Source organism: Acetoanaerobium sticklandii, from assembly GCF_000196455.1.
Classification (GTDB): domain Bacteria; phylum Bacillota; class Clostridia; order Peptostreptococcales; family Filifactoraceae; genus Acetoanaerobium; species Acetoanaerobium sticklandii.
The window spans coordinates 645,212-660,050 of record NC_014614.1 but is presented as its reverse complement, the minus strand read 5'-3'; the positions used below and the strand labels follow the sequence as shown (position 1 = coordinate 660,050).

Sequence of the window (14,839 nt, the reverse complement as noted above, 5' to 3'; positions counted from 1 at the left end):
CTAAATTTTATAGCTTGCTTAGACTGATAAACGTAGTGTCAATTTGCTTTATGCCCTGTCCTTCAAATGCTATGGTATAGACAGTACCTGTTTTTGCAACTACCATCCCTATGCCAAATTTAGGATGCTTAATTTTTGAACCTACAGTAATATCATCCTGTCCATCAAATTTAGGTTTATCATCTTGTCCTATCTTATATTTATCCTTATACCTGTCATATAAACTCTGAGGTTTCGTCTTTTCTATTTTAGCATTCTCTTCAAAAAGACTTTCATCGATTTCAGATATGAATCTAGAGGCAATAGCATGATTTCGTCTTCCATATAGAGTTCTCTCATTTGCATAGGTAATATATAAAATTTGTTTCGCCCTAGTCATACCTACATAGCAAAGTCTTCTCTCTTCTTCCAATTGATTTTCATCTAGCATAGCTCTAGATATAGGGAAAATTCCTTCCTCTACGCCAGCTAAAAATACTACAGGAAATTCCAAGCCTTTTGCACTGTGAAGGGTCATCAAGGTTACAAAATCATCCTCTTCATCTATACTGTCTAAATCAGACACTAAAGATACTGAAGATAAAAATTCCTCCAAAGTTTTCTCCTCTGAATTTTGCATGAACTCCATTACAACAGACTTGAATTCTTCTATATTTTCAATCCTTCCATTTGCTTCATCTGTCTCTTCTGCCTTTAGCTCATCCACATATTTTGTGTTGTCTATGACTTTTTGAACAAACTCAGTAAGCGGCAAAATCTCTTTCATATCCATAAATGAATTAATCATCATTACAAACTTATTTAAGGTAGTTTTTACCTTAGTGGATAAATCAAAGCCAGACAAATCATGAAGTAATCCAAACAAGCTCTCCCCAGTGACTAATGCTCTTTCTTCTAGTTTTTCTAAAGTTTTAGCACCTATCCCTCGTTTTGGCACGTTGATTATTCTTTTTAAGGCCAAATCATCGAGAGGGTTTTGAACCAATCTAAGATATGCCATTATGTCTTTTATTTCTTTTCTATCGTAGAACTTCAGAGAGCCAAATATCTTGTATGAAATTGACTGCTTAATAAGAGCCTCTTCAAGCGCTCTTGACTGAGCATTGGTTCTATATAAAAGAGCAAAATCTCTTAGATTTCTATCTTCTTCCTCTTGTCTTTTTTTAATTTCTCTAGCTATAAAATTAGCTTCATCTTTTTCATCATAGGCTTTATGAAGCTTTATTTTTTCGCCTTCCTTCAGCTGAGTCCAAAGCTTTTTATTTTTTCTTCCTAGATTTCTTTTTATTACGCTATTTGCTCCATCTAAAATCACTTCAGTAGAACGATAATTTTGCTCTAGCTTAACTACAAAAGCATCCTTATAATCCTTTTCAAAATCTAGAATGTTTGCTATGTCTGCCCCTCTCCATCCGTAAATAGATTGGTCATCGTCTCCTACTACGCATAGATTTTTGTGCATCTCACTTAAAAGGTTTATAAGCACATACTGAGCATGATTGGTATCCTGATACTCATCGACCATGACATATTGAAATTTTCTTTGGTAAAAATCTCTCACAAACTCATCAGTTTTTAAAAGCTCTACTGTTTTAAAAATAAGATCATCAAAATCTAGTGCATTATTTGATTTTAGTTTTCTTTGATATAAGTCATAAACTTTAGAAATCTTTGATAATCTAAAATCATTAAAATATCTAGCCTCGAATGCCTTTGGGTTAAGTAGCTTATCTTTAGCCCCAGAAATTGCAGAGAGGACACTGCTTGGTTTAAAGCTGTCCTCTCTTAGGCCGCATTCCTTTATACACTCTTTAATTAAGCTTAGCTGGTCCTGAGTATCATAGATTACAAAAGATCTATTATAGCCTATTCGTTCTATATCTCTTCTTAATATCCTAACGCAAAGAGAGTGAAAAGTGCTAATCCACATATCCTTAGCCCTATCGCCAATTAATGCGCTCACCCTCTCCTTCATCTCTTTTGCGGCTTTATTTGTAAATGTGATAGCCAGTATAGAATAAGGTGATATCTTTAAATCCTCTATCATATGAGCTATCCTATATGTTATTACTCTAGTCTTACCTGAGCCCGCACCAGCTAAAATTAGCAAAGGTCCTTCGACTCTTGTAACCGCTGATAGCTGGTCTTTATTTAAGCCCGTCAAATCCATAATTGCCTCCAGTTATATATTATATACCACTCTAATTTCATAGTTTTCTGGAATAATAAACTCTCCACTTTCTTCAGCAGTCTGAAGTGATAATCCCTTGTCTATACAAGCTTTTTCAAAGTAGAATTTAATTATTCCCGTATCCAAATCTGTATCTGTGCTTGAGTCTTTCTCAACAGCAAGAACAACATGATTTTTTAGAATTAAGAACTTCCATGGCTGTTTATTTCCCCATGATGGAGCAAATCTAGTTAAATAAAATACTTGATCTAATCCTCTTGCTTCTAAGTCTTCCCATGCCGGAGTATTGCCCCACTCATCCATATATGTTATTTCTATTGCTCCTTGTCTAAATGCTTTTTCTTGAATATCTTTTTTGAAGATACCTGCATAACGGTAGCCTATAGCTAAAAATCCGCAAAGTGAACGTGCTATATCTATACCTAAATCAGCTTTAATCTCATCTGTATTAGGAATAGTTATCCAGCAACTTCCAAGACCTTCTTTATGAGCTTTGAATCTCATCATCTCCATAATATAAGCTGCATCTTCTTTAGATTTTCTTCCATCATCGCTTAGAACAGCAATATAGTGAGGTGCACCTATGAATTTACCGAAATATCCAGCTTTACCTTCTAACTTTTGCTTTGTTTGTTCTCCATCTTCAAATAATACTATGTCTAGTCCGTGATTTTCTAGTGCAGTATCTCCAGCAGATATTATTTCTTTTAAAAGCTCGCTCTTTACTACAGTTTCTTTATAGTCTCTTGTCGATTTGATTTCTTCCATGATGTTTGAATAATTCATAACTATCCCTCCCTAAATATTAATCGCTATACCTATTATATATCAAATATGCAGTACTATACATATTTTCTGTATTGATAAAAATATAATTTTTGATTTACTTGATTTTATTCATCCAATCGCTTAAATCTGTCCAGATATCATGTGCATCCTCATATCCAGTCTTGTAAAAATCAGCAAGCTTCGACTTATTTCTCTCCATCCTGTCTATTTCCACTTTTCTTCTAGGTCTAATAACAAATACCTCGCCTTGCTCCTCTAAGCTTTCAATATAGTCCAAGGTTTCATTATAAACCCTATATCTGCTTGAAATAGTTTCTTGAAGCTTTGGATAATTTTTATACACTTTTTTTGAAATAAAAGCAGTATTTGATGGTTTTTTTCTATATTCCCTGCCTCTGGTAAGTACAATAATATTTTTTTTATTGCCATCAGCAATAGCCTTCTTTATAGGTATAGAATCTGCTATGCCACCATCTAGCACGGGTTCTCCCCGAACATCTACTATTGGGGTTACAAAAGGAAGACTGCTTGATGCTCTGCAAGTATCTAAAACAAACTGCTTGCTTTTATCCTTCTTTGCATCAAAGTAGAGAGCTTCTCCAGTCTTACAGCTAGTTCCTACCAAAATACATTTTTGCTCATTTTCAAAAAAAGTATCATAATCAAAAAGCTCATATTTATTTGGAATTTCATCAAATAAAAAATCCATATCCATAATAGAACGCTTAAACACAAGATTTCTCTTACTTATATATCTGGGATTTTCTATATGGTTTAGAATTGCATTTTTCCCTCTACCTCTTTGCCTAGATACGTAAGATACGCCTTGGCAAGCTCCAGCAGATACTCCTATCACATATGGAAGATAAAAGTTCTTATCCATAAAAAAGTCCAATACTCCAGCGGTATATATTCCTCTCATACCTCCGCCTTCCAATACTAAACCTATATCTTTCATCTAAAACACCTCTAGTCTAAAATATATAATACAGTTAAAATTGTGTAAAATCTATTGCAGTTTGATATTAAATCTATAAAATAATAGATAAGGGATGGCGTGACAGTCGCCCTAGAGGTGAGCCTTGAAAGGATAGGTAGCCTCTATATAGCAAATTCTTCTTTTCAAATATACCCTTCTGTAAAGCCATGAGAAAGCTAAATTCTCATGGTTTTTACTTTTACTCAAAATTAGAGTATATCTCTTTAGCATATAGCATAAGCTGATTTTTGTTATTTTTAGAGGCATCCTCACTGACTAGCTCTAGTAGCTCATTTAATATGTCTCCAATTTGCTTTCCCTTTGCTCCGATTTTCATCAAGTCATACCCATCTATGTCTAAATCTTTGACTGAAAATGGAATATTTTCATCTAAAACTTGTCTGATTTTCAATCTAAATGCATCTTCATTCACTTCTATAATAGTACAGCTTGAATCTGCAAAATGCAAATCAGCAAGCTCAAATATATTATTTTCACCAAAAATCCTAAGGAGCTTTTGTATACCTTTTTTTCCTATTACATTTGCTTGTATCATATGATATCTTACAAGCTGAGATGTGAGCTCTATAATCTCATTTGAGTATCTTAATCTTTTAAGTACTGATTTTGCTATCTCTTCACTGACTGAATCATGACCATAAAAATGACCTATTCCATTTTCATCTAGTGTAATTGTATCTACTTTTCCTGCATCGTGAAATAAAGCTGCAAGCCTAAGCTGAAGCCTTGGCTCGACTTTATCCATCACGCATAAAGTATGCTCTAGAAGTTCTAGGTGGTGAAAGGGATTATGCTGGTTAAAGCCTGATAGCCTTGATATTTCTGGTAGTATATAATCTAATAGCTTTGAATCAAGTAGCAATCTGATTCCTCTAGAAGGCTTACTGCTCATGAGTATTTTGTTTAGCTCTGCTTGAATTCTCTCTTTGCTTATATATTCAATCCTTGAGGCATTATGCTTTATAGCCTCAAAGGTTTTTTTCTCAATATCAAAATTTAGTACACATGCAAATCTCACAGCTCTTAACATTCTAAGAGCATCTTCACTGAATCTTTCATCTGGGCTTCCTACACATCTTATAAGCTTATTATTTAAATCCTCTTCTCCAGAGAATAAATCCACAAGCTTCTTAGATTGATTGTAAGCCATAGCATTTATAGTAAAATCTCTTCTTTTTAAATCTTCATCTACGTTTTTTTCAAAGCTTACACTATCTGGTCTTCTACTATCTAAATACACAGATTCACTTCGAAATGTAGTAATTTCGACAGGTTTATCATTATATATGAGAGTGACAGTTCCAAAATCTATGCCTGTATCAATAGTTTTATAGCTATTGAATATTCGTTTTATCTCGGTAGGACTAGCTGATGAAGCTATATCTATATCTTTTGGCTGCATACCTAAAAGGGAGTCTCTAAGACTCCCTCCTACTATATAGGCTTCATAGCCTGATTCCTCTATTATATTTATGATTTCTAAAGCTTCTTTAATAAGCTCATTATCTATCATATTACTTCATTCCTCTAATTTCTGATAATAATATACACCATATATGCAATATACATTGCTGTAAGTGCAAAGCCTTCTTTCTTATCAACTTCTTTTTTACTATATGCAAATACATGAGATATTACAGTAACTATTGCCAAAATAATAAAATCAAAAATCAATTTACTAGATACTGCAATAGGGTGTATTGTAGCTGAAATACCAAGTACAAAGAATATATTAAATAGTCCAGAACCTATTATATTTCCTATAGCTATATCACTCTCACCTTTTCTAGCAGCTGTAACTGAGGTTACTAGTTCAGGAAGCGATGTTCCTACTGCAACTATAGTAAGCCCTACAAGTGTTTGACTCATACCTAACTGAAGAGCTATATTTGTAGCTGATTTAACTACTATATCTCCTCCGAAAACTATCCCAATGAGTCCTAATAAAGAAAATATTATACTTTTTGAAAGTGGTAATTTAACTATTTCTTCTACCTCATCATCAGCTTCCTTTGATAGAACAGCCATTTCTATTAGATAAAACATAAATACTCCAAATCCAAGCAGAAGTATTAGTCCATCACCTCTTGTAAGTAAATTCGCATCATTTCCTGCAAATAAATTGTCAAGAGAAAGGATGATTAGTAGTGCAACTGAATACATTGATAGAGGATACTCTTTAATTATAGTTGTTTTTTGAACCTTAATAGGTCTTATCATCGCTGATATACCTACTGCGACAAGTAAATTAAATATATTTGAGCCTATAACATTTCCTATCGCAATATCATTGGACCCTTTTAATGCCGCATTAATACTTACGGCTGCTTCTGGAGCACTTGTTCCAAATGCAACAATTGTAAGACCTATTAGCAAGGTAGGCATTTTTGCAATCTTTGCTATAGATGAAGCTCCATCCACGAAAAAATCTGCCCCTTTAATAAGTATAATAAATCCAATTACTAGCAATAAATAGCTCAAATTCGTCACCTCTGATAATTATTAGATGGATTTCTTTTTATATAAACCTATCCAATCTGGCATTATACCCTTATTTTTAATAATGTCAATAGCAACATCTGGAACTACTGCAAGATCCTCTGCATCAAAATAAAACTGGATGTTTTGATCAAACAAAATATTTGCAGCAGGTGGAAATTCTTCATCTTTTTCCCAGATTATAAAAGTCATATAGGTTTCGTTCATAAATGGAAATTTGTAAGCCTTATCCCCTTGCAAAACTTTAACTGCTCCTATACTCTGCATATCGCTTTCGAATTTTTCTAAATCACTTCCATAACTCTTAGCTAATCTTTCAATTGTTCTCTTACTAAAATTTGGATAGTAAACCAGTCCACCTGGTATGTCTTTGTAGGTTACATCTTTTCCTGTAGGTTTTATACCCTGTCCATTGACTAAAAACCTTAAAAATAAAGTTCTTACAGTATAAAATTCTACTTCTTTATTATTTTCATCAAAGATTTTGCCTGAAGGATGCTCAACTGCATAAGGTCTCCCCATAAAATCCATATGAATAGTTGAGTCTATTAATTTACTAAATGTATTTATTGCCATAATCTCTGGGTTTGCCTTTGAAAATTTTTCTCTTATATATTCAAATGGAACCCTTCCCTGTCTGTCATCTGTTAGTGACAAAACCATCCCCCCTTTGTATTTATATATATAACCCTAGCATTGCTGCTCCTATTGCTCCAGCATCATTTCCAAGTTTAGCTTTTACAATTTTTCCCCTAGGAGCATTTTTAAATGTCAATCTCTCATCTACTTCTTTCTCGAGTTCATCTATAAATAAATCATAGGCTTTTGATACTCCTCCACCTATAACAAAAACCTCTGGATCGTACACATTCATAAGGTTTATGATTCCTATAGAAAGATAAGTAACAAAGCGTTTAACTATGATTTTTGCCATTAAATCCTTTTCTTTATAGGCATCAAATATAAGCTTTGCTGTGATATTTTCAGGTTTAGAATCTGTCATCTCAATTATTTTGCTACATGGGCTGTCTACAAATAGTCTCTGAGCATATTTTATAATGGCAGTAGCCGAGCAATAAGTCTCTAGGCAACCATTGTTTCCACAATTGCAATTATAAAAATTTTCTCCTACTATGAGATGACCTATTTCTGAAGCTATTCCATTAGTTCCACTGTATAGCTTATCATTTATGATAACACCCCCGCCTACTCCAGTTCCGAGTGTTATCATTACAGCATTTTTTGCTCCCTTTATAGCTCCAAAATGATGCTCTGCAAGAGCGGCTACTGAAGCATCATTGGCAATAAATACCTTTGTGTTCGGAAAATGTCTATCCATTTCTGTAGATATATCTATATCTACCCACGATATGTTAGGAGCTTTATATATCTTTGATTTTCCATCAGTAAGCCCAGGAATCCCTATACCAATAGAATTGACCATAGATATAGATACATTATTCTCATCTAATAAGCCTTTTATCTGATTAGCAATCATATTTATAGTATGAACATAGCCTTTTTCTGACTCTGTAGGGATATTTTGTGCAAATACTGCTTTGTCGTTTTCATCCACCAAGGCAGTTTTTACCTCAGTCCCTCCTATATCTACACCTATATAAAATCTACTCACCTTATCCCTCCTCAGATAGTCTTTTCATCAAGTTTTCATTAAATGTCTGGGCCGCATTGTATCCCATTCTTTTTAACCGATTATTTCTAGCCGCTATTTCTAAAATCACAGCCAAATTTCTCCCAGGCTTTACTGGAATAGTTATCTTTTCAACAGCTACACCTAAAATCTCTATAAATTCATCATCTAAGCCTATTCTGTCATAGTATTTTCCTTCAACCCACGGTTCTAAATGCGCAACTAAATCAATTATTTTTGTAGGTTTAACTGCACCTATTCCATAAAGGCTTTTTATATCGAGTATTCCAAGTCCTCTAATCTCCATAAAATATCTTATAGTCTCTGGAGATTTTCCTACCAGCATGTCATCTTCTATTTTTTTTATCTCAACAGCGTCATCAGCAACTAGCCTATGACTTCTTTTTATAAGCTCTAGTGCAGTTTCACTTTTGCCTACTCCGCTTTCACCTGTAATTAGTATTCCCATTCCATCTACATCTACTAAAACTCCATGCATCATGGTTTCAGGAGCTAAGAGCTCGTTTAAATAATCAAGTAGCTTATAGATGAATTTTGTAGTGCCCATAGGTGTTGTAAGTATTATTCTATTATATTTCCTTGCGGCATTAATCATAATATCATCTGGAATCTGTGCTCTTGCTACTATCACTACAGGTAAATCATATGACATGTATTTATCCATACGCTCTTTTTTTGTTTCTTCGTCTAGTGAAAGATAGTATGAATATTCGACCTTTCCCATGACCTGTATTCTGTCGTTTGGGAAATGATCATAGTACCCATTTAGCTGCATGCCAGGTCTATTTATATCTGTAGTAGAAATATGATAATCAACTCCATCAGGTATATAGGCAACTCCAACTTTTAAATCCTCAATGATTTTCCTTATTGAAACTTTTTTAGTATCTGATTTATCAATCACTTTTTTGCCCCTTTCTAAAATGTTCAAATACTGCTTGGGCAGATTTTTTATTCATGCCTTCTACTGAAGCTAGCTCTTCCATCGTGGCATTTTTTAGACGCTCTATTGTTTTAAACTCTGAAATAAGAGCCATCTTTCTAGTCTTTCCTATGCCTGATATTTCATCAAGCTCCGATTTTTCCATCCCTTTATCTCGTAAAGATCTGTGATAGCTAATAGCGAACCTGTGAACTTCTTCCTGCACACTAGCTATAAATCTATATATCAGGCTGTGCTTTGAAAGTTCTACCGCTTGATTTTCTGTAGTAAGTCCTAGAGTTTTATGTCTTGAATCCTTATACATACCTAGCACTGGTATGCTTAGACCTTCTTCAGCTATTACCTTTTTAGCCACTGAAACCTGACCCTTCCCTCCATCCATAAGGATTAAATCAGGCAAGTCAGGGTGCTTTAATCTTCTTCTTATTATTTCTTCCATAGATGCATAGTCGTTTGGTCCATCCACAGACTTAATTTTATATCTTCTGTATAGCTTTTTTGCTTTTTCTCCATTTACAAAAACTACTTGAGCTCCTACTGAATCAACACCTTGTATATTAGATATATCAAAAGCTTCGACTCTTATTGGCATCTCATCTAGCTGAAGAAACTCCTGAAGCTCTTTCATTACTCCAACTGTTCTTTCTAGCTTCGCCATTTTAAGATTGCTTTTTTGCTTTATAGTTTCAAAGGCATTCTTTCTTACTAAATCCAACAGATGCTTTTTATCTCCTTTTTGAGGTACTGTTATTTGAACCTTCTGACCCTTTTTGCTTGAAAGCCAGTCAGACATTATTTGCATATCTTCAAAATCAGTGTCTACAACAAGCTCTTTAGGAACGTAATTCACACTCATATAAAATTGTTTTATAAATGAGCTTATTATTTCCTCTGCTTGAGAATTTCTGCTCTTGTCAAAAATAAAATTTTCTCTTCCAACTACCTTGCCACCTCTTACGAAGAACACTTGAACACATGACAAATCCTCTTCCTTGGCTACAGCTATATAATCTTGGTCTATGGTAGAAGCTGAAACAATTTTTTGTCTTTCAAGCATACCTTTCATACTGGATATTTTATCTCTAAGAGTTGCCGCTTCTTCGAAATCTAGATTTTTTGCAGCTTGTCTCATTTTTTCTTCTAGTATGCTTATCATATCCTCGCTTTTTCCAGATAGAAAATCGATGATTTCATATATCATCTTCATATATTCAGCTTCATCTACTTTTCCAGTACATGGTCCCACACATTTTTTGATATAAAGGTTAAGACATGGTCTTTCCTTTTTCTCTATAGACCTTTTAATATCTCTAGTGCAGGTTCTTATAGGATATATTTCCTTTATAACATCCAAAGTCTCGTTTACTATAAAAGCATTTGTATACGGGCCAAAATATTTTGCCTTATCCTTTTCTACCTTTCGAACTTTTAGTACTCTAGGGAAATATTCGTTTAGAGTAACCTTTATGTACGGATAGGTTTTATCATCTCTAAGCAAAATGTTATATTGAGGCTTATATTCTTTTATTAGATTGTTTTCTAATATCAGAGCTTCCATTTCCGAGTCTGTAACGATGTATTCAAACTCATCTATATGACTCACCATAGCCCTTACTTTTGCATCCATGTTTTTCTTACTCTGGAAATACTGCCTGACTCTATTTTTAAGTGAGATAGCTTTTCCCACATAGATTACTTTCTTATCTTTATCTTTCATAAGATAAACTCCCGGCTGATGAGGGAGGTTCTTAATTAAATCTTTTAATTTATCGCTTAGCAAACTATCACATTCCTATTCCTATTTTCATAATCATTCCATAAATGAAAGGGATTAATACAGCTGGCAATATATTTGCAACCTTTATTTTAGTTGCTCCTACCATATTTAGTCCTATCCCCAAAATAAGCAGGCTTCCTACAGCAGTCATCTCAGCAACTATTGCATCTGTTAAAAGCACTTTTATAGAGCTTGCTAATAGTGTAACTGCTCCTTGATATATAAATACGCTAACAGCTGAAAGAATAACACCTATACCCATAGTAGAGGTAAAAATAATAGAGGTTATTCCGTCTAGTACAGATTTAGTAAACAAGGTTTCATGATTGCCTTCTAATCCACTTTGCAGTGATCCAACTATAGCCATCGAGCCTACGCAAAAAAGCAAGCTTGCATTTACAAAGCCTTCTGCTATTTTAGATTCTCCATTTTTACTTAGCTTTTTTTCTACGAAATCTCCAAGCTCTGCAAATCGTTTATCTATGTCTATAAGCTCCCCGATTATCGCTCCTATTACTAGAGAAAAAATCACAAGTAATAGATTTTGGGTACTCATGGTTCCTGACATACCTATGTATATGATGCAAAGTCCGAGTCCCTTACTTATTGTTTCTCCCATCGATACAGGGATTCCACCTTTTAAAAAAAGCCCTATCAAGCTTCCAGCAACAATTGAAAGTGCATTTACTATAGTCCCTAGCATAAATTTTCCCCCGTATCTACTGTTTAGTATTTGTATATACATAATATACAACAAAAATCCGAAGAAATAAACGAATCATGATATAATAGACAAAAGATTTTTATAATAAATCACTATGAAAAAGGAGATAGATTTTGTGAATACATTGTCGTTTGTTTTACTTGCCTCTAGCCTTATGAGTATAGTTGGTTTTATACTTATGTATATGGATAAAAGAAGGGCAAAAAAAAATCATTGGAGAATTAAAGAAAGCACCTTATTTATAACTTCAGCTTTACTTGGAAGTCCAGGAGTTCTTCTTGGAATGTATGCGTTTCGCCATAAAACAAAGCATTCTAGCTTCGTATATGGAGTACCTGCAATTTTATTTATTCAGATATTTGCTTTATATTATTTTAATATAATTTAAAAATAGCTCTGCTCTTTGTTTTCACAATATAGAGCAGGCTATTTTTTATGGAGGGGTCTTACTTACTTCTGTTTCTAGTTTTTACATCAAATATAACTGCTACTGCTAGAATAATACCTCTTATAATATACTGGTAGGATATTCCTACTCCAACTAAGTTCATACCATTTGTAAGAGAAGCCATTACGAAAGCTCCTATAATAGAGCCAGTAACCTTTCCTACTCCTCCGTTTGCAGATACTCCACCTACATAAGCAGCAGCTATAGCATCTAGCTCAAATAATGTACCTGCTGTTGTCGTAGCTGACTGAAGTCTAGAAGTATATAATATACCTGATAAAGCTGATAGCATTCCCATTGATGCAAACACTATCATGGTTATTCTTTCTACATTAATACCACTTAATCTAGCAGCTTCTGAGTTTCCTCCCACTGCATAAACATGTCGTCCTATAATAGTTTTAGTAGTTATAAAATGATAAATCAAAACTACTATTATTGTTATTACAACTGTCCATGACAAACCATTATATCCAGCTAAAATCCAAGTTATATAGCCAATCACTGCACTTATTGCAACTAGCTTTACAGTAAACATAGTGCTAGATATTACTTCGAAATTATACTTTATCTTATCATTTCTTGTTTTTATCTCTGACCAAACATAAGCTGCAATCCCCACTATTCCTATAATAAGAGTGAGCACATGGAGATTTCCCATATTTACGAAATCTGGAATAAATCCATTTCCAATAGCATTAAACGCTTTGTTTGAAATTACTATAGTTCCTGTACCTTCAGTAACCATAAGCAGTGCGCCTCTAAATACAAGCATTGCTGCAAGAGATGCCACAAAAGCTGGAATTCCCATCTTCGCAACTAAAAATCCAGTAAAGGTTCCTGTTATCGTTCCAAGTACTAGAACTAAAAGTATAGTTACTGGAACAGATACATTAAATCTCATCATAAGTATTGCCGCAATAGCACCTAGAAATCCTGCCAAAAATCCAACGGACAAATCTATATGCTTTATAACCATAACTAAAGTCATACCTACTGCAAGTACTGCTATATATCCAGTTTGATTTATAAGATTACTTATATTTCTCGAGGACATGAACAGTCCTCCTGTAGCTGCACTGAAGGTAACCATTATGATTATCAAGGCAATATACATACCATATTCTCGAATGTTTTGTTTTATTAAGCCCTTAGCTTCATTTATTAAACTCATTGCCTTCCTCCTAATTCGTAGCCATCTGCATAATTATTTCTTGATTTGCTTCCTCGCTAGATAAAACTCCTGTCATTTTACCCTCTGCCATGACATAAACTCTATCACACATTCCCAGTATCTCTGGAAGCTCTGAAGAAATCATAATAATGCTCAGACCCTTTGATATCAAATCATTTATTATGGTATATATCTCATACTTTGCTCCTACATCTATTCCTCTAGTAGGCTCATCCAGAATCAGAAGCTTCGGTGAAACAAACAGCCACTTTGCAAAGGATACCTTTTGCTGATTCCCTCCACTTAGATTCCCTACCTTTTGCTCTATGCTAGGTGCCTTAATATTCATAGAATCTTTATACCAAGATGCTATTTTTACTTCTTCATTTTTGTTTATAAGACCATTTGGAGAGAATTTTTTTAAATTTGCTAACGTTATGTTTTGCTTGATATCATCTATTAATATAAGTCCATCGCCTTTTCTATCCTCTGAAACATAAGCAATTCCAGCTTTAATTGCATCGTATGGATTTCTAAGCTGAACTGCCTTTCCTAAAAATTCAATCTCTCCTGATAATTTATAATTACTGATATTACCAAACACACTATGGGCGAACTCAGTTCTTCCTGCTCCCATAAGCCCAGCTATCCCAACTACTTCGCCTTCTCTTACGTCAAAATCTATGTTTTTAAGAATGTCTCTTCCTTGTTTATAGTCAAAAGCATTCCAATTTTTCACTTCAAATATTACATCACCGATATTATGTTCTTCTCTTTTAGGATAAATATTATCAATATCTCTTCCTACCATATTTTTAATTATAAATGGTTCACTTATAGGTTCATCTTCATTGCTCTTTGAGCATATGGTTTTTCCATCTCTTAAAACTGTAACTGTATCAGCAATAGCAATAACCTCTTTTAATTTATGAGAAATCATAATAGAAGTTACTCCGTGAGACTTTAATTCCTTAAGTAGTGTTAGTAGATTTTCGCTATCATCTTCATTTAGCGCTGCTGTTGGTTCATCTAGTATAAGCAATTTAACTTCCTTGCTAAGCGCCTTTGCAATTTCTATAAGCTGTCTCTTTCCCACTCCATGTTCTTTGACCTTTGATGAAGGATCGACATTTAATTTAACCTTATTTAAAAGTTCTTTAGATTTTAAAATTGTTTCATTCCAATCAATCAATCTACCCTTTTTTATTTCATGGCCTAAAAATATATTTTCATATACTGTAAGCTCTGGAACAAGTGCAAGCTCCTGATAAATTATAGCAATACCAGCTTTTTCGCTGTCGCTTATCCCTGAATATTTTTGAACCTGACCATTAAAAACTATATCCCCTTCATAATCACCGTGAGGATATACTCCGCTTAGTACTTTCATAAGCGTAGATTTCCCTGCTCCATTTTCTCCTACCAAGCAGTGAATCTCACCTTTTTTTACTTTAAAACTAACCTCATCCAAAGCTTTTACTCCTGGAAAGGTTTTGGATATGTTATTCATCTCCAATATATATTCACTCATGGACAATTCCTCCAAAAACAAACTCTAATTAAAGCTATGAGTTTTAAGAGACTTGCAAAGGGTTTAGCCCTTGCAAGTCTCTATTAATTTA

The 14,839-nt window shown here is 33.9% G+C and carries 13 protein-coding genes; 1 reads left to right on the top strand and 12 read right to left on the bottom strand.

Annotated features, from left to right (window positions below; genetic code table 11):
* Positions 1 to 7: 7 nt before the first annotated feature.
* From pcrA to CLOST_RS02995, 10 genes are all read right to left on the bottom strand, one after another.
* Positions 8 to 2,170 carry a DNA helicase PcrA gene (gene pcrA, locus CLOST_RS03040; protein ID WP_013360774.1) on the bottom strand — a complete coding sequence of 721 codons (2,163 nt, stop codon included), beginning with the start codon at positions 2,168 to 2,170 and terminating at the stop codon, positions 8 to 10.
* 12 nt (positions 2,171 to 2,182) lie between these two features.
* Positions 2,183 to 2,977, bottom strand: coding sequence for a nitroreductase family protein (locus tag CLOST_RS13445; RefSeq protein ID WP_013360773.1), 795 nt, complete (start codon positions 2,975 to 2,977; stop codon positions 2,183 to 2,185).
* A 97-nt stretch (positions 2,978 to 3,074) separates the two neighbouring features.
* Entirely contained in the window at positions 3,075 to 3,938 is an 864-nt protein-coding gene (locus CLOST_RS03030; protein ID WP_013360772.1) for a patatin-like phospholipase family protein, read from the bottom strand.
* Between the two features lie 220 nt (positions 3,939 to 4,158).
* Entirely contained in the window at positions 4,159 to 5,493 is a 1,335-nt protein-coding gene (locus CLOST_RS03025) for a CCA tRNA nucleotidyltransferase (protein ID WP_013360771.1), read from the bottom strand.
* Positions 5,494 to 5,507: 14 nt separating this feature from the next.
* Complete coding sequence (locus CLOST_RS03020) at positions 5,508 to 6,470, bottom strand: calcium/sodium antiporter (protein WP_310731974.1); 963 nt, start codon at positions 6,468 to 6,470, stop codon at positions 5,508 to 5,510.
* 12 nt (positions 6,471 to 6,482) lie between these two features.
* A complete protein-coding gene (locus tag CLOST_RS03015) occupies positions 6,483 to 7,142 on the bottom strand; it encodes a DUF3786 domain-containing protein (RefSeq protein WP_041487085.1) in 660 nt (219 codons plus the stop codon).
* Positions 7,143 to 7,155: 13 nt separating this feature from the next.
* A complete protein-coding gene (locus tag CLOST_RS03010; RefSeq protein WP_013360768.1) occupies positions 7,156 to 8,112 on the bottom strand; it encodes an ROK family protein in 957 nt (318 codons plus the stop codon).
* Between the two features lies 1 nt (position 8,113).
* Entirely contained in the window at positions 8,114 to 9,052 is a 939-nt protein-coding gene (hprK, locus tag CLOST_RS03005) for an HPr(Ser) kinase/phosphatase (protein ID WP_041487310.1), read from the bottom strand.
* Entirely contained in the window at positions 9,048 to 10,847 is a 1,800-nt protein-coding gene (uvrC, locus tag CLOST_RS03000; protein ID WP_259369992.1) for an excinuclease ABC subunit UvrC, read from the bottom strand. Before uvrC ends, hprK begins: the two co-directional genes overlap by 5 nt.
* A gap of 31 nt (positions 10,848 to 10,878) precedes the next feature.
* Entirely contained in the window at positions 10,879 to 11,574 is a 696-nt protein-coding gene (locus CLOST_RS02995) for a DUF554 domain-containing protein (protein ID WP_013360765.1), read from the bottom strand.
* A gap of 136 nt (positions 11,575 to 11,710) precedes the next feature.
* Here CLOST_RS02995 and CLOST_RS02990 point away from each other — a divergent pair, with 136 nt between their 5' ends.
* On the top strand, positions 11,711 to 11,983 hold the full coding sequence (locus CLOST_RS02990) for a DUF1294 domain-containing protein (protein WP_013360764.1): 273 nt from the start codon (positions 11,711 to 11,713) through the stop codon (positions 11,981 to 11,983).
* A gap of 58 nt (positions 11,984 to 12,041) precedes the next feature.
* On the opposite strand, the gene CLOST_RS02985 is transcribed toward CLOST_RS02990, so the two are convergent.
* Both CLOST_RS02985 and CLOST_RS02980 read right to left on the bottom strand, forming a co-directional pair.
* Positions 12,042 to 13,217, bottom strand: a complete 1,176-nt coding sequence (locus CLOST_RS02985; protein WP_013360763.1) for a sugar ABC transporter permease — start codon at positions 13,215 to 13,217, stop codon at positions 12,042 to 12,044.
* Positions 13,218 to 13,227: 10 nt separating this feature from the next.
* Complete coding sequence (locus CLOST_RS02980; RefSeq protein WP_013360762.1) at positions 13,228 to 14,748, bottom strand: sugar ABC transporter ATP-binding protein; 1,521 nt, start codon at positions 14,746 to 14,748, stop codon at positions 13,228 to 13,230.
* Positions 14,749 to 14,839: the final 91 nt, after the last annotated feature.

Excerpts from the sequence above, each read along its gene's own strand:
- pcrA (WP_013360774.1), bottom strand. The coding sequence starts at position 2,170 with ATGGATTTGACGGGCTTAAATAAAGACCAGCTATCAGCGGTTACAAGA.
- CLOST_RS13445 (WP_013360773.1), bottom strand. The coding sequence starts at position 2,977 with ATGAATTATTCAAACATCATGGAAGAAATCAAATCGACAAGAGACTAT.
- CLOST_RS03030 (WP_013360772.1), bottom strand. The coding sequence starts at position 3,938 with ATGAAAGATATAGGTTTAGTATTGGAAGGCGGAGGTATGAGAGGAATA.
- CLOST_RS03025 (WP_013360771.1), bottom strand. The coding sequence starts at position 5,493 with ATGATAGATAATGAGCTTATTAAAGAAGCTTTAGAAATCATAAATATA.
- CLOST_RS03015 (WP_041487085.1), bottom strand. The coding sequence starts at position 7,142 with ATGGTTTTGTCACTAACAGATGACAGACAGGGAAGGGTTCCATTTGAA.
- CLOST_RS02995 (WP_013360765.1), bottom strand. The coding sequence starts at position 11,574 with ATGCTAGGGACTATAGTAAATGCACTTTCAATTGTTGCTGGAAGCTTG.
- CLOST_RS02985 (WP_013360763.1), bottom strand. The coding sequence starts at position 13,217 with ATGAGTTTAATAAATGAAGCTAAGGGCTTAATAAAACAAAACATTCGA.
- CLOST_RS02980 (WP_013360762.1), bottom strand. The coding sequence starts at position 14,748 with ATGAGTGAATATATATTGGAGATGAATAACATATCCAAAACCTTTCCA.